This window comes from Cellulophaga sp. Hel_I_12, assembly GCF_000799565.1.
Classification (GTDB): domain Bacteria; phylum Bacteroidota; class Bacteroidia; order Flavobacteriales; family Flavobacteriaceae; genus Cellulophaga.
Genome location: NZ_JUHB01000001.1, coordinates 3,514,485 through 3,536,329, shown reverse-complemented (window position 1 = coordinate 3,536,329; position 21,845 = coordinate 3,514,485). Strand labels below are relative to the sequence as shown.

Here is a 21,845-nt window from a genome sequence, read left to right as displayed (position 1 = left end):
ATCAATAATTAAAATTTAATTAGTGATTATTTGCAAACAGCTAAAATACAATAGATTAAATCCTTAAAATTTAATCTATTGCAGACTTATATTCTTTTTTATCAATAATAATTTTACCTAAAATTTCTCTCAAAATCTCAGAAGTACCTCCGCCAATAGGTCCTAATCGACTGTCGCGTAGCATACGAGCTAAAGGGTAATCTTCAATATACCCGTAACCGCCTAAAAATTGCAAACATTCATAAATAACCTCATCTGCCATTTTGGTAGATTTTAGTTTTGATATGGTCGCCTCCTTAACCACATATTCACCCTTGTTTAACCTACTTGCAACAACGTAATTATATTCTCGACAAAGTTCCATATCTGCATACAGATCCACTAAACGATGTCTCAGTGCTTGGTATTGATTTATGGTGGTTCCAAAAGTTTGGCGTTCTGACATATATTGCAGGGCATACTCTAGGGCGTGCTCAGCTCTTGCATGAGCATTAATACCCATAATTAGGCGCTCTAAGGCAAAATGCTCCATGATATAAGAGAATCCCATGTTTTCGTCACCCATTAAATTACTTTCTGGTATCACTACATTATCAAAGGCTATCTCTGCCGTATCTGATGCTCTCCAACCTAATTTATTCAATTTGGTTGCTGAAACTCCTGGAGTAGCTTTATCGACAAGAAAAATACTGATGCCTTTATTTCCTAATTCCGGAGTTGTTTTTGCAGCCACTATCATATAGTCACAATAAACACCATTTGTTATAAAAGTTTTTGAGCCATTTAGGACATAAGAGTCACCCTTTTTTACAGCAGTAGTTCTCATGCCAGCTACATCACTACCTCCAAAAGGTTCTGAAATACATAGGCAACCTATTTTGTCACCATGTACACTAGGGGTTAAATAATCTTTCTTTAGTTGTGCATCAGCTTCCTTATTAAGATGGGTCATCGCTAAATAAGCATGCGCCCAAATTGCTGCAGCAAAACCGCCAGAATTTATTTTTTGTAATTCTTCAAGTAAAATAACCGTATAAAACAAATCTAAACCTAAGCCTCCGTCAGCTTCTGGTGTAGCAAGACCAAAAAAGCCCATGTCGCCAAACTTTTTCCAAATAAAACGCTCAATGGTCCCTGTGCTTTCCCATTTCTCAATGTGCGGAACTACTTCTTTTTTTAAAAAATCTTTTAAACTTGCCCTGAATAATTGGTGCTCTTCAGTAAAGTACATACTGTTCATGTTTTTGTATTTCATAATTACATTATCATGTAATTAGCCCAACAATAAAAGGTAAAGTCACCTTTTTTTGGGGCCAATTTCATAGCTTTTTTTTATAAAGACAAATATAAAGATATTCTATTGATTTTTTCCGAAGGAAAACCCTCTATTTTTTTTAATTCCTCAAAAGATTGAATTACACCAACCGTATTTCGATAGCGTATAATTTTTTCAGAAAGCACATCATTTAAATATACTAATTTTGATAATTCGGAAGAGGAACAGGTGTTTAAATTTATTTTTAGCACCGTCGGCTGATGCATTACCGTGAATTTTTCCAGAGCCCTTTTTGTAACTTCTGGCGCTAAGCCATAGACATCATATAGCTGTTCATCTATCAGAAAGCCGCCTAACCTATCTCTGAATTTAACGATCCTTTCTGATAGTTTGTCACCGATTCCTTTTATTTTTTTTAGGTCTGCTGTCGTAGCAGTATTTAAGTCCTGCTTGGCCTCTACTACTGATTTTTCATACCTAACAGCCCTCTGGTTTTCTGACCTTGTGGGATTGTTATGTAAAGTACTAGTCACCCAATCCGGAAATTTAAAATAGGGCGCTATTAGATCAAGCAGCGAATCTGAGACCAAAGTTACCTTCTGGAATTCCGCTTTAGAATTTACATAGTTATTTGCTTTTCTAAATTTGTGTAATCGATCAAGCTCTTCTAAAGACAACCCCAAGGTATAGCCCTTGGCATCGTTTATATAGTTAGGATTAAAGGGAAATAAATGTAGCGTATCCTTTTTAAGCATGTTCTGCTTTAAAAGGTTAATTTGATGTTGCTGTTCTTCATTTACAAAAGCACCAGTAACATTTAAATTAGTAGAAACCTTAGCTATGTATAAAAAATAAGCGACTTGAAGCGTTATAATAATAAGTAATAAAAATAAAATCCCACGCTGTTCTTGTGTATTGAACTTAACGTGGGATTTATATTTTTTCATTAGGTTATTTTACTTAGACTCTATTTGCTTTTTATATAACTGGTTAGATTTTAACTTCGTAAAATACTCTTTTAAATCTTTTTTAACTTCCCCAGACATGATATACAATCCAATAATATTAGGGAAAGACATCGCTAAAATCATCATGTCAGAAAAGTCTAATACAGCGCCTAAACTTACCGAAGCTCCAATAACAACAAATACTAAGAAAACCATTTTATAAATAAACTCCGTTCTTTTACTCTTTCCAAACAAATAGGTCCAAGCTCTCATTCCGTAGTACGACCAAGAAATCATTGTAGAAAATGCAAATAAGAATACGGCTAAAGCGAGCACATAAGGGAACCAAGAAATTTGACTTCCAAATGCATCTGATGTTAATTGAGCCCCCGCCATGCCTTCAACCTCATGCATACCCGTAAAAATTAATACAAGAGCGGTAAGCGTACATACCACAACAGTGTCAATAAAAGGCTCTAAAAGCGCTACAAAGCCTTCCGAGGGAGGGTTATTTGTTTTCGCTGTACTATGTGCAATGGCAGCAGAACCTACTCCGGCCTCATTAGAAAACGCGGCTCGCTGAAAACCTATGACCAGTACTCCAATGATACCCCCTTTCAATGCAGACGGACTAAATGCACCATTCCAAATGGCTGAAAATGCTGGACCGATATTCTCAATATTCATTATAATTACCGCTAAGGCAGCAACAATATAGATTGAAGCCATAATTGGCACAATTTTACCCGTTACATTAGCAATACTATTAATACCACCTATAATAACAACACCAACTAAAATTGCAGTGACAATACCAAACCAAAATCCGTTACCTGCTAAAACAGGAAACTGACCCGCTAACTGCTCGAAAGATTGATTTGCTTGGAACATATTTCCACCTCCGAAAGAAGCACCAACTGCTAATACTGCAAATAAACCTGCAAGTACTTTGCCAAAACCTTTCATATTTCTTTTTTCAAGACCGTAGCGCAAATAGTTCATTGGACCTCCAAAAACACGACCATCTGGTAAAATATCTCTATATTTTACACCTAAAGTACATTCTACAAATTTTGAAGACATACCTAAAAATCCACATACAATCATCCAGAAAGTAGCACCTGCGCCCCCTAAAGAAACAGCAACGGCAACCCCTGCGATATTACCTAGACCAACAGTACCGGACACGGCAGTAGCCAAAGCTTGAAAATGCGTAACTTGACCAGGTGCATTTGGATCATCATATTTTCCCCGTGCCAAATCTATGGCATGACCAAAGCCTCGAATATTTATAAAGCCCATTCTAAAGGTAAAAAAGGTGGCTCCTAATACCAACCAAATCACGATAAACGAAATAGGTTTTGTCACTGGATCACCATTTGGATGTATTACGACTTCAGGGTCATCATATTTAATAGAAGCTAAAAAGTGAGCCCCTTGTTCAATAATATGTTCTTTATTCTCGGAATTATAAATTACTTTACCTTCGGCCGTTAAATGTTTTAATTCTCCACTCGCTAAGGCATTAATACCAATTTCTTCTCCAGTATTATTGGTAATAATAGCAATTTGCTCTCCCTTTTTAACTTTTGAACCTTCTGGCTTAATCCATTTTGTGAGGGTAAATTTATCATTCATATCAGGAGACCAATTCGGTACTCCTACTCTTTTTACATCGGCATAAACTACAGGATCATAAAGCCCTACTGCAGCAAAAGGATCCCAAAACAACACAGACCCTAAGGCACTTACCGCGGGCGTCATGGTACCGTTAAAAATTTCAGTTATGGCTTCTGCTTTTACTTTATAAGATTTGCTTACACTTTGCCCATTGGCATCTGTAATGACAACATCATATGGAACGCCTTCAACTAAGCCTGTGGCTCTTTTCGAGCTTAGTGGGGTATTTTCGTTACTCCATTTAAAAGTGTAAGGTTCCACACCGCCTGAGACTTCTAGATCTATAACACCATCATTGATAGTGTTGGAGGGATTGAAAACTTTTCCTTCTACTTTAAGGTCTTGAGAGAAAACTGAAAAGGAAATTAGTAGAGAAACGAAGTAAATTAATTTCTTCATAATGTTGGTTACGTAAGTTTTATTTGATTAATTGTTAGGCAATATCTAAAAAAAAAAAGTGGTATCAAATTTTATTTATCAAAGACAGTTAAACTATCCGAAACATTTCATTTAATTTTCGAATTTGCTCTGGTCTTCCTAAGACAATGACTTTACTTTTGGGTTCTAATTTTAAATCGGCTTCTGGATTAATGATATAATTACCGTTGGGTTCAATATATCCAATAATGGTACACCCTGTTCTATTCCGCAAATCTAAATCACGCAAAGAATTGCAATCTAACTGATCCGCAAAATCTTCTATAGCGACTTCTTCTAAGTTGGTTGTATGCTCGCCTTCCATGGACAATTTGTCCATAAAAGTAATTAAATCGGGCATAACGACAAGTGATGCCATGTGATCTCCACCAATTTTATCAGGCATAATTACCTTATTGGCTCCTGCCAAAAGTAATTTTTTCTGAGAATTTGCCAATGATGCCCGGCTGATAATGAATAAATCTTTATTTAACTGTCTGGCTGATAGCACCACAAATAAATTAGTGGCATCATCTGGTAATGCGGTAATTAAATACTGTGCATTTTCTATACCTGCCTCTATTAAAACATCATCGTCATTAGCATCACCTTCCACAAAAAGAATGTCATTTTCATACCTTTCTATGATGGCCTTATCTTTCTCAATAACTACAAATGGTTTTCTGTAGGCTTTTAAACGCTCAGATGCTTGTATTCCGTTACGTCCAAAACCGCAAATAAGCACATGGTTTTTTAAACTATTTATGGTGTTTTTCACTTTTTTCTTTTTTAATAATTGTAATGAATTTCTACCTAAAATATATTCTGTAATCACCGATATGGCATAAGCAAAAATAAAAACGCTTAAGATAATCAAAACAACAGTAAATAGTTTTGAGGTGTCATCTAATGGTCTCACTTCAGAAAAACCAACTGTAGTGACCGTAATGATGGTCATATAAACCGCATCAATCCAGTCAAAATTTGAAATCATTCTGTAGCCAAAAACTCCAACGAGCAAAACAGCTATCATCAAAAAAAAGGCTAGATATATTTTAGATTTAAAGAGTTTTATCATTGTTTATAAGTCAAACACGGAGGTTCTTTTGGTATGTACCAGATCTTTTATTTTTAACCAGAACGCAACGAACAAATACAGGGCAAAACCAAAGCCTAAGGTAACAAAAGCAAGATAAATAAATGAAGTTCTGACCACTCTCGCTCTGATGCCCATACGCTCCGCGATACGTCTACACACCTCAAAACCACGCTTTTGAAAAAAATATAATGCCTGATAGAAAATATTCATAGGCTAAAATTAAGTATTTCCTTTTAATAAATGATGCCCAACGGCGCAATGTAAACAATTATTTTTTGAGCAGTAGTTGTTATACAATTGCAAAACAGCCTGACTTTCCATAGCATTAGATATGCCAACCCCTAAGGACAAAAAATTATCAATAATACTATTCCTTTCATTTTTAATACCCGCCACAATAGCGACGATAGAAGCCTCTTCGGCGGTATTGAAATGCTTGGCATATTCAAATTTTAAAGGAAGTATGGTATTTATAAGGAGAAGTTCAATAAAATTTTTAGTTAGTTTTTTGCTACTTTTTTTAGATTCTTTTCCAAAGGTAAAATGAGAATTCCAATAGGCACTGGCTTGAACATTAAATAGGTCATAAATAACATCTAAGCTCTGGGCATCTATTATTTTATGGAACAGATTTTGATTTTTTGAATACAAATTAGCGATTTGCGACAAACGCAGTGTCGGAAAATTGGATGGTCTTAATTTAAAAAATTCTGGCTTCTGAACAGCTTGATTGTTTAATTTGAATTTGTGCTCTATGAATTGATATTCTTTTCTAAGATGAAGGTAATACGCATCTGAAATTTCATCACTTTCTAAAAAGCCCGCCATCCCGAAAAAAGTAGCTTCAAGTTGTAGGGCACTATCCCCTATTTTTCGAACGATGCTAAAAGGCAAACTTTCGCTTAAACTTTGAAAAGATTCTCCATTTATTTTTAGTCCAAAGTTCTTTACTAAAAGTGAAAACAATACTTGTTCCCAATCGTTGTTATGCCGTACTAATAATTCGGCTACAGCATTCGATTTTTGTTCCAAACGCTCGAAAAATAGGCGTTCTAACCAATTTTTAAAAACAAAATCGTTAACACTAGTTATGTCATTTTGACAATTAATAAACCTGTTCGTGCGCGCTTCAAAAAGTTTTTGATAGGCTTCAAATACCTCTTTTGATACATAAGCTTTAAGTTCGAGCGTAGAAATTTGTGTATTGTCTTTTCTAAAAATAGCCACATCATCATCCCAAACAACATGAAGAATTACGTTGTCATAGTTTGGATCGCTTTCATGGCCATGTGCATACCAATCGGATGACTTGATGTGGATTTCCACATTGCCAGCCCAGAGTTGTTCATTTATTTTTATTCTGGCGTTGAAAAAATCCGGACCAGACAAATGGTTATGCGTACCTTCTGATAGAATTTCGATTGTCTCATTTTGCGAACTTACTAGGGGTGCAGTTCTTATTTTTTTATATTTCCAGATAAAATGAAGAAAATCTTCTCGCATGTTGATTTCTGGTTTCTAATGGTTTGCAGCACCTAGTTCGGGTTTCGCTGTTTTGGTTAAAAATAGAGAGAAAGATCAGAAAATTCGACTATCCTAATTAAAGATAAAACTTTTTATTGAGCAACCTCACCTTCCCAATTCATAAAGCCTCCAACTAAATTATAGGCATTTTCAAAACCAAGGCTATTCATAATAGCACAAGCCTGCCCACTGCGTGCTCCTGATCGACAATACACAAAGTAAGTTTTAGACTTATCTAATTTTTCAATTTCATTTAAAAAACCTTGCCCTAAATGAATATCTATGTTGGTTGCATTAGGTATATATCCCTCTGCTACTTCTTGTGCTGTTCTTACATCTAAAAGAAACGCATTCGCATCTTTTTTTAGTTGTTCCGCCCAATCTTCTTGTACTAAATCTGCCATATTAAAAACTTTTATCCTCAAAAATAAGTCATTATTTTCAAAATGCATTACCGCCCACAACGTGATTTTAAAACTAGAGAAAATTTAACAAAACATTAATAGCAAACTTTAGTGTATCCTAAATAATTAGAAATACATTTGTATATACAATTGTTGTATTGACATGAATGTAGAAGAAACCATAAAAACTGAAAAAGAAATTCCTTTAAAACAAAGGACAATAATTCACTTAAGTTTGGTTGAAAACAAAGTAAATGAGGTCATAACAAATGCCTTAAAACCCTATGATGTTTCGCTACAGCAATTTAACGTGCTTCGAATTTTGCGAGGCCAAAAAGGGAAACCTGCTAACCTAAGTACCTTAAATGAACGAATGGTAACGAAAATGAGTAATACCACAAGGTTGGTGGATAAGCTTATTTTAAAAGATTTTGTAGAAAGAGAAACTTGCGAGAGCAATAGGAGAAAAGTTGAAATTACGATAACCCAAACAGGCGAAAAAGTTTTACTCAGTATGGACCAAGCCATGAAAAAAGCAGAAGAAAGTTTACTTCATAAGTTTAACGGAGCCGATTTGACCCTATTAAATAAACTATTAGATAAATTTTAATCACAAATACTTAAACACAAACAATAAAAATTAAAAACATGAAAAAGAACAGCTTAAGTTTCGTATTTGCACTAGTATTTGGTGCTACCGCATTTGCAACAACTCCTATTGATGGAGAAAAAAAAGAAGTAAAAACAGAAAGTAGCACAGTAACCTGGAAAGGTTACAAATTTGCAGGTTCACACTATGGCAAAATAGACCTAAAATCAGGAACACTCATGTTTGAAGGTGATAAATTAACTGGTGGTGAGTTTATGGTGGATATGTCGAGTATTACTGTTGAAGACTTAAAAGCAGGTGAAGGAAAAGAAAAATTAGAAGGGCATTTAAATGCTGATGATTTTTTTGGAACGGCAAATCATGCCACTTCGAAATTAGTTTTTACCAATGTTAAAGCAGATGGGAAAAATTCATACGAGGTTACTGGTGATTTAACCATTAAAGGAATTACGAAAGCAATTACTTTTGATCTATCGGTTTACGGAAGTAAGGCAACCGCTACTTTAAAGGTTGACAGAACTAATTATAATATTAAATACGGGTCTTCAAATTTTACAGACACCTTAAAAGACAAGGCTATTTACGACGAGTTTGATTTGGTAGTAGATTTAGAATTTTAAGTTCCATTAAAAATTAAAGAAAATCACCTAAACCCCACTACGTAGATATTTTTCTAGTGGGGTTTATTTTTTTACAACTTCCTGTTTGTATTCTTAAAAATGATTTCTATCTTTGAGGTCAATGAAAAATTTAACTGTAAATACTTGGTGGTGGAATACCTTACGACAAAAACCGTGAGCAAAGCACCATTGTATATAATTATATAAGGCTTGTCATCACGACAAGCCTTACTTATTTTAAAGCATTAAAATGACATACCAATTAAAAACACATTTCAAAAAAATATTGGCAGACACCATTACGCCGGTCAGTGTTTACCTTAAAATTCGAGATCGTTTCCCGAACAGTATTTTACTAGAAGGTAGCGATTACCATACCAACGATAATAGTTTTTCCTATATCTGTTGCAATCCTATTGCGTCTATAAAAGTTGAGAATGAAGTCATCACCCAGCAATTTCCTGATGGTACTATTGAAGAATTAGTCATTGATACCACCACAGATGTTGTTGCGGTTATAGAAAATTTCAGCAAAAGATTTAAAGCCGAAAACAACGCCTTTAAGTTTATTGAAAACGGCTTATTTGGTTATATGGCCTATGATGCAGTTCGCTATTTTGAGGATGTTCAATTGACAAAAAAAGCTAATTCTGTTGCCATTCCTGATATTTATTACGCGGTGTACAAAAATATCATAGCGATCAATCACTTTAAAAATGAAGCCTATATTTTTTCAAACTGTTACGAATCTGAAAGTAACATTTCTGAAATAGAACAAATTTTAAATGTGAAAAACTTCGCATCGTACAATTTTAGTTTGGATGGCAAGGTTGCTTCTAATTTAAAAGATGAAGAATATAAAGAACATGTTCAATTAGCTAAAAAACATTGTCAAAGAGGCGATATTTTCCAATTGGTACTGTCACGGAGATTTTCTCAGAACTTTAAAGGTGATGAATTTAATGTGTATCGTGCTTTACGTTCCATAAACCCTTCCCCATATCTTTTTTATTTTGATTATGGCGATTTTAAAATATTTGGTAGTTCACCCGAGGCTCAATTAGTAGTGAAAGACGGAATGGCAGAAATACATCCTATTGCTGGGACATTTAAACGCACAGGAAACGACGAACAAGACACTATTCTAGCCAAACAATTATCCGAAGACGATAAAGAAAACAGCGAGCATGTAATGCTGGTTGATTTGGCACGAAACGACCTAAGCCGTAATGGTAGCATGGTAAAAGTAACGAATTACCGAGAAGTTCAGTTTTTTTCTCATGTGATTCATCTGGTTTCAAAAGTGGTTGGAAAAAAGAAAAAAAATATCCCGACGATGAAAGTCGTGGCGGATACTTTTCCTGCGGGAACATTAAGTGGCGCACCAAAACACAGGGCGATGCAATTGATAGAAAAATACGAAAAAACAAGCAGAGGTTATTATGGTGGTGCTATAGGTTTTATGGATTTTAAAGGAAATTTTAACCACGCCATCATGATTAGAACTTTTTTAAGTAAAAATCACCAACTCCATTATCAAGCAGGTGCAGGCATCGTAGCCGCTTCAAATGCAGAAGAAGAATTACAGGAAACATATAATAAGTTAGGCGCTTTAACAAAAGCCCTTGAAATAGCTGAAGAGATATAAGCTTCAAACCCTAAAGGGTGCATTTTAATAAAAAATTAATGAATACAAAAAAAGTAGTAACAGATAAGAGTTTATCCCAGTCGGAGAACCAAGGTACGGGTCCTGTATTGGTCATAGACAATTACGATAGTTTTACCTATAATCTAGTCCACTATTTAGAAGATTTGAATTGCGAAGTAGTGGTCAAAAGAAACGACCAACTAACACTAGACGAGGTGGCTAAATTTGAGAGCATTGTTTTATCGCCTGGACCTGGAATTCCAGATGAAGCAGGTTTATTAAAAGCGATTATTAAACAGTATGCATCCACTAAAAAAATATTAGGTGTTTGCTTAGGACAACAAGCAATTGCCGAAGTGTTTGGTGGTTCCTTGATTAATTTAAAACAGGTATACCACGGTATTGCAACACAAATAAACATTGTAAAAGACGATCCTTTATTTCAAGGAATGCCAAGAGAAATTGCAGTAGGTCGTTACCACTCCTGGGTGGTTAATCCGGATGACTTCCCGGAGGTTTTAGAAATAACATCATTGGATGCCAACGGACAAATTATGTCGATTAGACATAAAGAATATGCTATTTCAGCTGTTCAATTTCATCCCGAATCTGTTCTCACACCAGACGGAAAAAAGATGTTAGAAAATTGGGTCAAAAGCCCACTAGTTGCTAAAGTAAAGAATTAACAACTAGAGCTCGCGATAGTAAGTAAACAATAAAACTGAAGCATTAAGCATAATAAAATAAATAAATTCCTTCCCCTTGGGGAAGGTTCAAGAAGGCAATGAAGGACACATTAAACCGGCTTATTAATCACGATGTATTAGCTAAAGAAGATGCTAAACAAATTCTAGTGAATATGGCCAACGGAGATTACAATACAAGTCAAATTGCAGCATTTTTAACGGTATACATGATGCGCAGCGTAACCATTGCTGAACTTGAAGGGTTTAGAGATGCTTTATTAGAATTATGTATTGCCATTGATTTATCAGCGTACAATCCTATAGATTTATGTGGCACTGGTGGTGATGGAAAAGATACCTTTAATATTTCAACCTTAGCATCATTTGTGACTGCCGGAGCTGGCATTAAAGTAACAAAACATGGAAACTATGGCGTTTCGTCGACTTGTGGAAGTAGCAATGTGATGGAGTTTTTAGGTATTAAATTTAGCAGTAATGCCGATTTTCTAGAGAAGACCATTGATCAAGCTGGAATTTGTGTTTTACATGCGCCCTTATTTCATCCTGCCATGAAAAATGTTGCTCCTATTCGAAAAGAATTGGGGGTAAAAACCTTTTTTAACATGTTGGGGCCCATGGTAAACCCCGCTTTTCCAAAAAACCAAATCGTAGGTGTTTTTAATTTAGAGTTGGCGAGAATGTATGGGTATTTGTATCAGAATACGAATAAGAATTTCACGGTGCTTCATGCCTTAGACGGTTATGATGAAATATCCTTAACTGGAAATACGAAAACCATATCGAACACTAATGAAGGCATACTTAAACCGTCCGATTTTGGTGTAAAAGCCGTGACTATGAAAGAAATTTCTGGAGGTGAGAGCATTCAAGAGTCAGCACAAATTTTCTTGAATATTCTTCAAGGAAAAGGTACAGAAGCACAAAATAATGTGGTTTGTGCAAACGCAGGTATCGCCATCGCAACGGTTGAAAATTGTAGCCCAATGGCAGGTTTTGAAAAAGCAAAAGAATCGCTTTTAAGTGGAAAAGCCTTGGTATCATTAAAAAAATTACAAGCATTGAGTGTTTGATAAATAGTATATTTTAAAGTAAGGTAAGTAGTATTGACATCCTGATCCAGAAACACGCTTTTAAAAGGATCGCTATGACAACCTACACAAAACAACGAGCAACGATAAAAATGGATATATTAGAAAAAATAGTAGCTGATAAACGTGTGGAAGTTTCCATACGAAAGTCTTTAATTCCTATGAAGCAACTAGAACAATCTGTATTATTTGATAGGCCAGAAAATTCCTTGGCAAACGCACTACGTAATAGCAGCTCTGGGATCATTGCAGAACATAAAAGGCGTTCGCCTTCGAAATCAGAAATAAACCAAGGTTTAAATGTTCAAGATGTGGCTACCGGATATGAACAGGCAGGCGTTTGTGGTATGTCGGTATTAACAGACGCCAAGTATTTTGGTGGTTCTTTAGATGATTTATTGTTAGCAAGGGCGGTAACTAAATATCCATTATTACGCAAAGAGTTTATCATCGACGAATATCAAATAGTAGAAGCAAAAGCCTATGGGGCTGATGTTATTTTACTTATTGCTGCCATTTTAACGAGACAAGAAATAAAAGAACTATCTAATTTTGCAAAAAGCTTGCAATTAAATGTACTCTTAGAAGTACACGATGAAGCCGAATTGCAAAAATCAATTATGCCTAGTTTAGATCTATTAGGGGTTAACAATCGAAATTTAAAAACTTTCGAGGTTTCCCTAAACACCAGCAAATCGTTATCGCATTTAATTCCGGCAGATTTTGTAAAGGTGTCAGAAAGTGGCATTGGCAGTATAGAAGCGATAAAAGAGTTGAAAAACTACGGATATCAAGGTTTCTTAATTGGTGAGAATTTTATGAAAACGGATCATCCTGGCCAAAGCGCTAAAAATTTTATAGAGCAATTAAACGCTGATTTGTAATCATGGCAGCCTACAACTATACAGTTAAACAGGAAAAGCCCACAACTTTGGAGCAGCACGCTTTAAAATTGAAAATATGTGGCATGAATTTAAATACGGCCCATGTCGCTGCTTTACACCCGGATTATTTAGGATTTATATTTTGGGAAAATTCAAAAAGAAATTATCAGGGAACTCTTGATGCAATTCCACACCGAATTAAAAAAGTAGGTGTTTTTGTGGATGCTTCGATTACTGAAATAATCGAAAAAATAAGAAGTTTTGGACTTGTGGCTGTTCAGTTGCATGGAAAAGAATCTCCAGAATTTTGTCAAGAATTAAGCGAAAAATCAAAAAATATAGAAATTATTAAGGTATTTTCTGTTTTAGATGAATTTGATTTCAGCCTCTTAGCGCCGTATGAAAAGGTATGTGATTTTTATCTTTTTGATACTAAAGGAAAATTGCCCGGGGGTAATGGGGTTACTTTCGATTGGACTATTTTAAAAAAATACCCTTCTAAAAAACCTTATTTTTTAAGTGGAGGAATTGGCTTAGAAGAAGTAAAAGATTTAAAATTATTTTTTGAAATACCCACTTCAAAATATTGTCATGCTATTGATGTGAATAGTAAATTTGAACTGCAACCAGGCTTAAAAGACATTGATAAATTAAAAGAATTGAAAAGCAAATTGCACATATAGTAAAAAGGCTTAATTTAAAATCCTAAGCTTTCGATTTAAAAAAAGAAAAAAAGAAAATAATATGAATTATAACGCAACTGAAAAAGGATATTACGGGGAGTTTGGCGGAGCATTCATTCCGGAGATGCTATACCCGAATGTGGAAGAATTACGTCAAAACTACTTGCAAATAATGGCTGAACCTGATTTTAAGGCAGAGTTCGATCAACTTTTAAAAGATTATGTGGGCAGACCTTCACCACTTTATTTTGCCAAACGCTTATCGGAAAAGTACAATACCAAAGTGTATTTAAAGCGTGAGGACTTAAATCATACCGGAGCACACAAAATAAACAATACGATTGGTCAGATTTTAATGGCCAAAAGATTGCATAAAACCAGAATTATTGCTGAAACTGGTGCAGGGCAACATGGCGTGGCTACAGCAACTGTTTGTGCCTTAATGGGTATGAAATGTGTAGTGTACATGGGTGAAATTGATATTGCACGACAAGCCCCCAATGTAGCTCGTATGAAAATGTTAGGAGCTGAAGTACGGCCGGCCTTATCCGGAAGTAGAACTTTAAAGGATGCTACGAATGAAGCTATTCGCGATTGGATCAACAACCCTGTAGACACTCATTACATCATTGGGTCTGCCATTGGTCCACACCCTTATCCAGATATGGTGACTCGTTTTCAATCGGTCATATCTGAAGAAATAAAATGGCAATTAAAAGAAAAAGAAGGTCGTGAACATCCAGATTATGTAATTGCTTGTATTGGTGGTGGAAGTAATGCTGCAGGTACCTATTATCATTTTTTACATGAGCCAAAAGTCGGAATTATTGCTGTAGAAGCCGCAGGCAAAGGCATTGATACTGGTGAAAGCGCCGCTACCTCAGTTTTAGGTAAGCAAGGGGTAATTCACGGCTGTAAAACTTTATTGATGCAAACGGGCGACGGACAAATAACAGAACCCTACTCTATTTCTGCTGGTTTAGATTATCCTGGTGTTGGCCCTATGCATGCGCACTTATACACATCTGGCCGTGGAGAATTCTATTCTGCCACTGATGATGAAGCCATGGTGGCTGGCTTAGAATTAACACAACTAGAAGGAATTATTCCTGCGATAGAAACGAGCCATGCTTTAGCAATTTTTCAGCACAAAACCTTTAAGCCCGATGATGTAGTTGTGATTAGTTTATCGGGTCGGGGCGATAAAGATTTAGATAATTACATAAAATATTTTAAGTTATAAAATAGTAGCACGTACCGAGTAACAGGTAGTAAATAGCATCATTTATTATTTTTACTTGGTACGTTCACTTAATCCTTAGTACTTTTAAAATGAACAGAATAAACAAAAAAATGCAGGAGGATAAAAAACTCCTTTCTATATATTTTACAGCTGGGTATCCATCACTGAACGATACCGTAAAAATCATTCAGGATTTAGAAGCTAATGGTGTTGATATGGTAGAGATAGGATTACCCTTTAGCGATCCTTTAGCAGATGGACCTACAATTCAAGAGAGTTCTACAGCGGCATTAAAAAAAGGAATGACCACTAATTTAGTCTTTGAACAATTAAAAGATATTAGAAAATCAGTCAGTATTCCTTTGATTATGATGGGATATTTTAATCCTGTGTTGCAATATGGTGTCGAAGCCTTCTGTAAAAAATGTCAAGAAATAGGGATTGATGGATTAATTCTTCCAGACCTACCCTTGGCAGTTTATGAGGATGAATACAAAGCTATTTTTGATACATTTAATTTAAAATTTATTTTTTTAATCACTCCACAAACCACTGATGAACGTATCAGGCAAATAGATGCTGCCTCTGACGCTTTTATTTACATGGTAAGTTCCGCCAGTGTTACAGGTTCCAAGGCTGGTTTCGGCGACGAACAAACCAAATACTTTAAACGTATCGCCGCTATGAATTTAAAAAATCCACAAATTGTTGGTTTTGGAATTAAAGATGCTGCTACTTTTAACCAAGCTACAACCTATGCTAAAGGCGCCATTATTGGATCAGCGTTTATTAAAAATTTAACGGAAAATGGTGTAATTTCAATTTCTAAATTTATAAAAGCATTAAAATAATTGCTTCATAATTATTTAAGGTCTAGGGGCATTTATTTAATAGACCACACCGCATAACCATTAGCGGGAACTTTTAATTTTGCTGAGCCCTCCGCATTTGTTGAAAGGCCGCTTTTGATATTTTTAGTATAATCATGTAAATCTTTAGAAATCCAACTAGTTTTAATTTCTCGAGACATTTCAGTGGTATTTCTATTGATATAAACAACTATTCCTGGATTACTTCCTACGCCTTTTCTTTCTGCTATATATTCGTCGGAGTCGGCATAAAGCACCTTTAAGTCTCCGACTGCAATGGTTCTATTGATTAAAATTAAATCTTCTAATTTAGACTTAAAGGCTAGATTTTCATAATCAGCGTAAAAAATACATGGATAACCAGGATGAGTTAATATAAACGCGTATGCCAAAAGCTTTTTGTTATTCGGAATTATTGATTCACGATCGGTATCGTGATTAGCTACAAAAGTTACTGCATCATCTGGATTGGTCTTCCAAAGCATATCACCAGTTTGTAAAATTCGCAAATTATTTTGCTCAAATGCATCTCTCATTTGAAAAAGATTTGGAAAATCAAAAGCCTTAGCTCCTGAGTTTGCAACCCACTGACGAACTAAATCTGCATTGCCATCAAAAAATTCTCCAACCGTCCAACCTCCAACCTCAGTGATCCAAGCTTTTACAAATTGAGGACTAAAACTTTTAACATAATCAAAACGCCAACCATCAAATCCTATTGTATTTTTATAATATTTTGCTACTGAATTATCATTTTTCCAAAACCAATTTTGTACGTTCTCTTGAAGGTGACAGAGATCTTGTTCTGCAAAAAATAAAGCTTGTTCATCTGAAGCATGAATACTATTTGGATGAAAGTCTTCGAAGCTTCTATTAAATAAACCAGACGCATTACCATTGAGAGAATTGAACAATGTAAATGTTTGTTTATTTCTATAGCTATTGAACTCCAATCCACCTCCACTATTGTGTCCCATCACGATATCTGCTATGACATCAATCTTGTTTAAATGAGCAGATGTTATAAGCTTTAAAAGATCATCTTTAGAACCAAATCTTGTTTTAACAGTGCCATGTTGATTAAATTCTCCTAAATCAAAATAATCTGAAGGATCATAACCCATAGAAAACCCGCCAGACTGCCCTTTGGAAACTGGAGGCAACCACAACTTATCAACCCCGATTTTTGACCAATTTTCCGTTTTGCCAGCCAATGTATTCCACCATTCAAAACGCGGTTCAACATCCCAATAAAATGCCTGCATCATTACGCCCCTGTTCGTTAGATATTTAGACAAATCCTGACCCTGGGAATCAATCGACTGTTCTTCATTGGAAGTATCCTGGGAGCATGACAAAAACAATACAAATAGCACAACAAACATCAAACGGTTATAACCTATATTTCTTTGAAAAAAATTTCTAACCGATATGTTTAACATAGTATAAGTATTAAATTAAGCTAAAGATAGCTTAAAAAGCTACAAATTTAGAACGCGATAAGGATTACACAAATTTAAATTAATGCATTCCTACTTTTACTTATATTTCATTATATTAGTTGGTACACTCTTTAGTTTCAAACAATGAAAGAATTTTTAAATAACTGGAAGCTCATTGCATTACTATGCCTAACACTTGGTTTAGCGCCCTTTTTTCCTGAACCTCATTTATGGGGGAAATTAAAATGGATCGCTGGCGGCGCAACGGGTATGAAAATACAAGATTGGTTTGATGTGCTCATGCATGGATTTCCGTTTCTTTTATTAATTCGGCTAAGCCTCTTACAACTCGTAAAAACCAAAAAAAGATAAGGAGTAAGCTTGTTTCTATGTGCTTTACCCATAAAATACCTAGCGCTTTAACGTTTACTAACAAAGCTTTATAAGACCTTTAACTGTTTTTTTAAGTGTTTACTCTTATCTTAAGAGTGAACCAAAAAACATATAAATCATGGGAATATTTGAAGACAAAAAGTTAAGAAGAAAAACACAACAAACAAATCCTACCAACCCTACGGGGAATACCGATATAGACACGAACAAGTTTGATATTGAAAAAGACACCATAAAAAAGCAACAAAACAAGGAGTAATCTAATTTTTAAAAAACGGAGCATATTGCAAAACCCGAAAATCAATAGTGTTGATTTTCGGGTTTTTGTCTCTCATTATTTTGTAAGCTTCTAAACCACCAACAGCTCTATTTGCTGCTCCAGAAGGCGCTGTCAAGGATACCGTTTTTATGATTCTATCGTCTAATTCAAAAGAATGTATTCTAGGTACATCACTAGAAATTACACTTAATTTTAGATGGTAGTCTTTTATGTGCCTTCGGAAGAAATACTCAGGCCCATTTTTACTATTGCCACCTGTAAAAAGTAAGGTGTCCACATTTTTATATATTTTTAAATAGGCAATGACGTCCCTTAAAACCACGTTTTGCATTCCTAAGTCCGATGCATCAATCTTTGAACGTTCTGCAAAAGAGACAATATCACAGACAGCAATCTTTTGTTCTGTTAAAAATTTTTTTCGCTGTACTATGGCCCTATCTGTAGTTTCATACGCTAATTTTAGATTAAAAATTTTGTCTAAAATAGGCCAAAGTTGTCCGTCTTTACTTCCATAACAAAAATTAACGTCGCCTTCTTTTAAAATGCCTGTTGTAAATCTTGGTGGAGGTAATGTACCAACAATAAGTTTTGTTGCTTCTTTAAATAAAAAAGGCTCGTAAGGATGTGTATGTTGGAATATCTTTTTCAGAATATGATGTTACAGATTGGTTTTTTGAAGCTCTTTTATTTGCTTTAACGTACCTGAATTTTGTCGGTAACTTGTTTTTGTCATGCGTTCTGACTCTGTGACCAATTCTTCCAAAAGTGTTCTAGCTTTTTTTAAATTACCATTTCTAATATAAAATTTAGCCAACTCAAAACGCTCTTCATAATAGCTATAGGGTGCATCAAAATAAGCAAGAAACTCCTCCGCTTTATCTATATTTCCCTCTTTCTCTAATGCTAAAGCATATAAAAAAGAAGCCTTGGTTTTTTTAAATTTTATCTCGTCTTTTAATCGTTCTGCTATTTCTAATGCCCTATCTGATTGTGATGAATAATAATACGCCTCTAATAATCTTGTCATGGCGTAGTGATCATTTACAAACACATCTTTTAAAGATTCTTCAAAATTAAGAATTGCTTTATCAAACATTTTAGCTTCTAAATACGCATCGGCCAAAGCGACCTGATTTTGGAATGTATCAGAAAATTCAAACTTTTTTTCTAAATCTGTAATTTTCTTAGTTGGATTAATCGCTGATACAATATCGCCCTGAACCTTATTTATTTCTTGTTTATTGGCAATATTCATAAAAATATAAAGCAAAGAACCAACAATAGGTAAGAAAATAATAGCAAAAAGCCAGTAATAGGAATTACGGTTTGTAAAACAATGATAAACGCAGTACGCCTGAAGTGCAATCGTTAAATAATAGAACATACTCAAATGTATTAAAATCTTTAGTGCTAATAGGAATAAAAAACCTGTAAGTTCTTGCAGACCTTACAGGTTTAATTTTATACTATAGTACGAACGATTTTAAGCTGAGTTTCGGCTGGCATTAATATTACCATACAGCGACCGTGTTACAATTTTTTCATACAATTCTTTAAAAGAAGAGTCCTCCCCTATTTTTTGGAGTGCATATTGTTGAATTACTAATAATGGCAGTACAATGTTCTCTCTAATCTTTATAGATTCGCGAGAAATGGCCTCTTTTTCCATTAAAATATTCATATCTGAAATAAGCAACAACATTTCTTTAGATAATTGATATTCATTATGAAGAATGGTCCAAAAAGCACCATATTCTTTATCATCTTTCATATAACTGGTCAGTTCAAAATAACACTTTGATAAAGACATCATACTATTCGACATTAAAGTTCTAAAGTAAGGTACTTTTTTATATAAAGATTTTATTGCTTCTATTTCCCCTTGATCTTTTAAAGTTTTTATGGCTGTGCCCAAACCAAAATAACCCGGCACATTTTGTTTTAATTGACTCCAGGAACCCACGAACGAAATAGCCCTTAGATCTGAAAGTTCTAATTTTGCCTTGTTGCCCCTTTTACCTGGACGACTTCCGATATTTGCCTTGGTATAGTACTTAAGCGTACTCATGTTTTCTAGGTAAGGCATAAATTTATAGTGATGTTTTAAATCATCATATTTTTCAAAACTAAGATCAGAAAGTTTTTCAATTAAACTTCGTTCTTTGGGTGTAATGATATTTTCTTCTTCAAAAAAGTCATTGGACAAACCCGCAGTAAGCAACTGCTCACAATTATAGATAAACTGTTCTTTGGTCCCGTAAGTACTCGTAATAGTTTGACCCTGAATGGTTAATTGAATTTCGTTATTTGCGATTTCTTTGGTTTGTGAGGCATAAAATCGGTGCGTTTTACCTCCACCACGAGCTGGTGGTCCACCACGACCATCAAAAAAGATGGCTTTAACACCGTTATTTAAACAAACTTTAGATAAACTTTCTTTTGTTTTTAAAATAGACCAATTGGCTTTTAAATACCCCCCATCTTTAGTACCGTCGGAAAAGCCAAGCATTATAGTTTGCTTTGTATTTCTTTGGGCAACATGAGACCTGTAGGCGGGCATATCAAAGAGTTGTTGCATGGTATGCGCTGCACTTTCCATACCTATCATAGTTTCAAAAAGTGGAACAATGTCAAACGTAATTTCATCAGATTTCCAACCAGTCCATTTGAATAAAGCAAAAACAAATAAAACCGAAAAAACATCCTCAGAATTACTTATAATATAGCGGTTGCAGCCTTCTTCGCCATTTTTTTCTTGAATGGACTTCAGTTGTGCTATATTTTTAATAGTGTCTTTCGTAATCTCATCATCGAAATCGTCTGCAGAAAGACTTATTTTTTGATGCAGTAAAATATCTGTTAGCGCTTCCTTACTTAGTTCAGATAAATCAACATTAATTAAACCATGTTTCTTTAACACCTCAGTAATCACCCTAATGTGCATGCTATGATCTTGGCGAATATCTAAAGTGGCAAAATGAGTTTTAAAGATGTTCACTTTGTCAATGAAAAAATCTAAATCCTCTAAATACAATTCGTGGTATTTCTCAATTAAAATTCGTCTGATATGCTGTAAAGGCATTATAATATCTTTATAACCCACATGCTTTTCGGGGTTAAACATGGCTGTATATAAATTAGAACGCAATTGATTGATATCCTCCTGCAGTTCTGTAAATGTTAATTTTTGCTGTAATTTTTTTAGATCGTTATAATAGCATTTCATTAAAGTAACGCGTAACTCGTCAGCAACATCACTTGTGACATCAGCGGTTACAAAAGGGTTTCCATCGCGATCACCACCGGGCCAGAAACCTAACTTCATAATGTTATAATTTTCGAATTCTGAATTATTAATGTTTCGTTTTAGATAGGCATAAAGCTCTCCAACAGCTTCATAATAGACGTTTCTCAAGATATAGATAATATTCTTCGCCTCGTCTAGAGGTGTTGGCTTTTTAGAATTAATAAGTGAGGTAAGTCCTAATTGCTGTAAGGTTACATCAATTTCGTCTATTTTATCGTCTAAAATAAGGGTTCTAAGCTCAGCGATGATATCTAAAACTGCTGGTGTATAAAATTGCGTGGGATGAGCCGTTAAAACAATACGTGCACTAAAGGTTGATAATTTCTCCGCTATTTTATCCCAACTTTTGTTTTTATCTACTAATTCAAAATAATCTTTAATAGTTAAACTGGTACTGTGTTCGTACAATTTTGGAAAGGCGGCGTCTTCAACACTATCATACAGTACCACCTGTCGCTCCACATATTGAATAATACGAAACATAAAATCAATACGTTGTTTTTCGGAGGCAATGTCTACATAATTTTGAAAAAAAAGTTCTAAAATTTCCTTAGGGTTTTTTCCTGATTTTAAGCCTTTTTGACACTGATCTAACATCAATGGAATTGCCATCCCTACATTTTCAATATTCCGATAGGGTAAATTCAGGAATAAGCTGTTATAAACAGTGAATTTATTATTAACTGATTTCTTAAATACTTCTAATCGTTGTAATTGCTTCATA

At 34.7% G+C, this 21,845-nt stretch carries 22 protein-coding genes; 11 read left to right on the top strand and 11 right to left on the bottom strand.

The window, feature by feature from the left end; genetic code table 11:
• Positions 1-70 precede the first annotated feature (70 nt).
• From GQ45_RS15375 to GQ45_RS15345, 7 genes are all read right to left on the bottom strand, one after another.
• Complete coding sequence (locus GQ45_RS15375) at positions 71-1,240, bottom strand: acyl-CoA dehydrogenase family protein (RefSeq protein WP_047420504.1); 1,170 nt, start codon at positions 1,238-1,240, stop codon at positions 71-73.
• Between the two features lie 92 nt (positions 1,241-1,332).
• The gene (locus GQ45_RS15370) at positions 1,333-2,223 is read right to left on the bottom strand and encodes a helix-hairpin-helix domain-containing protein (RefSeq protein WP_047419374.1); all 891 of its coding nucleotides are present in this window, start codon (positions 2,221-2,223) and stop codon (positions 1,333-1,335) included.
• A 9-nt stretch (positions 2,224-2,232) separates the two neighbouring features.
• Positions 2,233-4,302 (bottom strand): amino acid carrier protein, encoded by a 2,070-nt coding sequence (locus GQ45_RS15365; protein WP_047419373.1) that lies wholly within the window; start codon positions 4,300-4,302, stop codon positions 2,233-2,235.
• Positions 4,303-4,390: 88 nt separating this feature from the next.
• A complete protein-coding gene (locus GQ45_RS15360; RefSeq protein ID WP_047419372.1) occupies positions 4,391-5,398 on the bottom strand; it encodes a TrkA family potassium uptake protein in 1,008 nt (335 codons plus the stop codon).
• Positions 5,399-5,401: 3 nt separating this feature from the next.
• Entirely contained in the window at positions 5,402-5,629 is a 228-nt protein-coding gene (locus tag GQ45_RS15355) for a PspC domain-containing protein (RefSeq protein ID WP_047419371.1), read from the bottom strand.
• A 9-nt stretch (positions 5,630-5,638) separates the two neighbouring features.
• Positions 5,639-6,922, bottom strand: a complete 1,284-nt coding sequence (locus GQ45_RS15350; protein WP_047419365.1) for a DUF2851 family protein — start codon at positions 6,920-6,922, stop codon at positions 5,639-5,641.
• Positions 6,923-7,035: 113 nt separating this feature from the next.
• On the bottom strand, positions 7,036-7,347 hold the full coding sequence (locus tag GQ45_RS15345) for a rhodanese-like domain-containing protein (protein WP_047420502.1): 312 nt from the start codon (positions 7,345-7,347) through the stop codon (positions 7,036-7,038).
• A 163-nt stretch (positions 7,348-7,510) separates the two neighbouring features.
• Here GQ45_RS15345 and GQ45_RS15340 point away from each other — a divergent pair, with 163 nt between their 5' ends.
• The 9 genes from GQ45_RS15340 to trpA all read left to right on the top strand — a co-directional run bounded on the left by GQ45_RS15340 (position 7,511) and on the right by trpA (position 15,681).
• Positions 7,511-7,957, top strand: a complete 447-nt coding sequence (locus GQ45_RS15340; RefSeq protein ID WP_047419364.1) for a MarR family winged helix-turn-helix transcriptional regulator — start codon at positions 7,511-7,513, stop codon at positions 7,955-7,957.
• A 38-nt stretch (positions 7,958-7,995) separates the two neighbouring features.
• Positions 7,996-8,577 (top strand): YceI family protein, encoded by a 582-nt coding sequence (locus GQ45_RS15335; protein ID WP_156125445.1) that lies wholly within the window; start codon positions 7,996-7,998, stop codon positions 8,575-8,577.
• Positions 8,578-8,827: 250 nt separating this feature from the next.
• On the top strand, positions 8,828-10,225 hold the full coding sequence (locus tag GQ45_RS15330) for an anthranilate synthase component I family protein (RefSeq protein ID WP_047419361.1): 1,398 nt from the start codon (positions 8,828-8,830) through the stop codon (positions 10,223-10,225).
• Between the two features lie 38 nt (positions 10,226-10,263).
• Positions 10,264-10,911 carry an aminodeoxychorismate/anthranilate synthase component II gene (locus GQ45_RS15325; protein ID WP_081980933.1) on the top strand — a complete coding sequence of 216 codons (648 nt, stop codon included), beginning with the start codon at positions 10,264-10,266 and terminating at the stop codon, positions 10,909-10,911.
• 98 nt (positions 10,912-11,009) lie between these two features.
• Entirely contained in the window at positions 11,010-12,002 is a 993-nt protein-coding gene (gene trpD, locus GQ45_RS15320; protein ID WP_047419360.1) for an anthranilate phosphoribosyltransferase, read from the top strand.
• A gap of 110 nt (positions 12,003-12,112) precedes the next feature.
• Positions 12,113-12,904 carry an indole-3-glycerol phosphate synthase TrpC gene (gene trpC / locus GQ45_RS15315; protein ID WP_047420498.1) on the top strand — a complete coding sequence of 264 codons (792 nt, stop codon included), beginning with the start codon at positions 12,113-12,115 and terminating at the stop codon, positions 12,902-12,904.
• 83 nt (positions 12,905-12,987) lie between these two features.
• Complete coding sequence (locus GQ45_RS15310; protein ID WP_047420496.1) at positions 12,988-13,587, top strand: phosphoribosylanthranilate isomerase; 600 nt, start codon at positions 12,988-12,990, stop codon at positions 13,585-13,587.
• Positions 13,588-13,648: 61 nt separating this feature from the next.
• Positions 13,649-14,830 (top strand): tryptophan synthase subunit beta, encoded by a 1,182-nt coding sequence (gene trpB / locus GQ45_RS15305; protein WP_047419359.1) that lies wholly within the window; start codon positions 13,649-13,651, stop codon positions 14,828-14,830.
• Positions 14,831-14,919: 89 nt separating this feature from the next.
• Positions 14,920-15,681 (top strand): tryptophan synthase subunit alpha, encoded by a 762-nt coding sequence (trpA, locus tag GQ45_RS15300; protein ID WP_047419358.1) that lies wholly within the window; start codon positions 14,920-14,922, stop codon positions 15,679-15,681.
• Positions 15,682-15,713: 32 nt separating this feature from the next.
• Here trpA and GQ45_RS15295 read toward each other — a convergent pair whose 3' ends face one another.
• Positions 15,714-17,141 (bottom strand): alpha-amylase, encoded by a 1,428-nt coding sequence (locus GQ45_RS15295; RefSeq protein ID WP_231555212.1) that lies wholly within the window; start codon positions 17,139-17,141, stop codon positions 15,714-15,716.
• Positions 17,142-17,285: 144 nt separating this feature from the next.
• Here GQ45_RS15295 and GQ45_RS15290 point away from each other — a divergent pair, with 144 nt between their 5' ends.
• Together GQ45_RS15290 and GQ45_RS18160 are read left to right on the top strand one after the other, a co-directional pair.
• Complete coding sequence (locus GQ45_RS15290; protein WP_047419357.1) at positions 17,286-17,513, top strand: hypothetical protein; 228 nt, start codon at positions 17,286-17,288, stop codon at positions 17,511-17,513.
• Between the two features lie 139 nt (positions 17,514-17,652).
• Positions 17,653-17,793 (top strand): hypothetical protein, encoded by a 141-nt coding sequence (locus GQ45_RS18160; RefSeq protein ID WP_197056965.1) that lies wholly within the window; start codon positions 17,653-17,655, stop codon positions 17,791-17,793.
• A 1-nt stretch (position 17,794) separates the two neighbouring features.
• Here GQ45_RS18160 and GQ45_RS15285 read toward each other — a convergent pair whose 3' ends face one another.
• The 3 genes from GQ45_RS15285 to GQ45_RS15275 all read right to left on the bottom strand — a co-directional run bounded on the left by GQ45_RS15285 (position 17,795) and on the right by GQ45_RS15275 (position 21,844).
• Positions 17,795-18,454, bottom strand: a complete 660-nt coding sequence (locus GQ45_RS15285; RefSeq protein ID WP_047419356.1) for a uracil-DNA glycosylase family protein — start codon at positions 18,452-18,454, stop codon at positions 17,795-17,797.
• Positions 18,455-18,472: 18 nt separating this feature from the next.
• The gene (locus GQ45_RS15280; RefSeq protein ID WP_052188247.1) at positions 18,473-19,198 is read right to left on the bottom strand and encodes a hypothetical protein; all 726 of its coding nucleotides are present in this window, start codon (positions 19,196-19,198) and stop codon (positions 18,473-18,475) included.
• A gap of 99 nt (positions 19,199-19,297) precedes the next feature.
• Positions 19,298-21,844, bottom strand: coding sequence for a phosphoenolpyruvate carboxylase (locus tag GQ45_RS15275; RefSeq protein ID WP_047419355.1), 2,547 nt, complete (start codon positions 21,842-21,844; stop codon positions 19,298-19,300).
• Position 21,845 lies beyond the last annotated feature (1 nt).

What these genes read in the sequence shown, in the direction of transcription:
- GQ45_RS15335 (WP_156125445.1), top strand. Translation starts at nt 7,996, where the DNA reads ATGAAAAAGAACAGCTTAAGTTTCGTATTTGCACTAGTATTTGGTGCT.
- GQ45_RS15310 (WP_047420496.1), top strand. Translation starts at nt 12,988, where the DNA reads ATGAATTTAAATACGGCCCATGTCGCTGCTTTACACCCGGATTATTTA.
- GQ45_RS15280 (WP_052188247.1), bottom strand. Translation starts at nt 19,198, where the DNA reads ATGTTCTATTATTTAACGATTGCACTTCAGGCGTACTGCGTTTATCAT.
- GQ45_RS15375 (WP_047420504.1), bottom strand. Translation starts at nt 1,240, where the DNA reads ATGAACAGTATGTACTTTACTGAAGAGCACCAATTATTCAGGGCAAGT.
- GQ45_RS15345 (WP_047420502.1), bottom strand. Translation starts at nt 7,347, where the DNA reads ATGGCAGATTTAGTACAAGAAGATTGGGCGGAACAACTAAAAAAAGAT.
- GQ45_RS15350 (WP_047419365.1), bottom strand. Translation starts at nt 6,922, where the DNA reads ATGCGAGAAGATTTTCTTCATTTTATCTGGAAATATAAAAAAATAAGA.
- trpD (WP_047419360.1), top strand. Translation starts at nt 11,010, where the DNA reads ATGAAGGACACATTAAACCGGCTTATTAATCACGATGTATTAGCTAAA.
- GQ45_RS15325 (WP_081980933.1), top strand. Translation starts at nt 10,264, where the DNA reads ATGAATACAAAAAAAGTAGTAACAGATAAGAGTTTATCCCAGTCGGAG.
- GQ45_RS15330 (WP_047419361.1), top strand. Translation starts at nt 8,828, where the DNA reads ATGACATACCAATTAAAAACACATTTCAAAAAAATATTGGCAGACACC.
- GQ45_RS15275 (WP_047419355.1), bottom strand. Translation starts at nt 21,844, where the DNA reads ATGAAGCAATTACAACGATTAGAAGTATTTAAGAAATCAGTTAATAAT.
- GQ45_RS15365 (WP_047419373.1), bottom strand. Translation starts at nt 4,302, where the DNA reads ATGAAGAAATTAATTTACTTCGTTTCTCTACTAATTTCCTTTTCAGTT.
- GQ45_RS15340 (WP_047419364.1), top strand. Translation starts at nt 7,511, where the DNA reads ATGAATGTAGAAGAAACCATAAAAACTGAAAAAGAAATTCCTTTAAAA.
- GQ45_RS15370 (WP_047419374.1), bottom strand. Translation starts at nt 2,223, where the DNA reads ATGAAAAAATATAAATCCCACGTTAAGTTCAATACACAAGAACAGCGT.
- trpC (WP_047420498.1), top strand. Translation starts at nt 12,113, where the DNA reads ATGGATATATTAGAAAAAATAGTAGCTGATAAACGTGTGGAAGTTTCC.
- GQ45_RS15355 (WP_047419371.1), bottom strand. Translation starts at nt 5,629, where the DNA reads ATGAATATTTTCTATCAGGCATTATATTTTTTTCAAAAGCGTGGTTTT.
- GQ45_RS15360 (WP_047419372.1), bottom strand. Translation starts at nt 5,398, where the DNA reads ATGATAAAACTCTTTAAATCTAAAATATATCTAGCCTTTTTTTTGATG.
- trpB (WP_047419359.1), top strand. Translation starts at nt 13,649, where the DNA reads ATGAATTATAACGCAACTGAAAAAGGATATTACGGGGAGTTTGGCGGA.
- GQ45_RS15295 (WP_231555212.1), bottom strand. Translation starts at nt 17,141, where the DNA reads ATGTTAAACATATCGGTTAGAAATTTTTTTCAAAGAAATATAGGTTAT.
- GQ45_RS18160 (WP_197056965.1), top strand. Translation starts at nt 17,653, where the DNA reads ATGGGAATATTTGAAGACAAAAAGTTAAGAAGAAAAACACAACAAACA.
- trpA (WP_047419358.1), top strand. Translation starts at nt 14,920, where the DNA reads ATGAACAGAATAAACAAAAAAATGCAGGAGGATAAAAAACTCCTTTCT.
- GQ45_RS15290 (WP_047419357.1), top strand. Translation starts at nt 17,286, where the DNA reads ATGAAAGAATTTTTAAATAACTGGAAGCTCATTGCATTACTATGCCTA.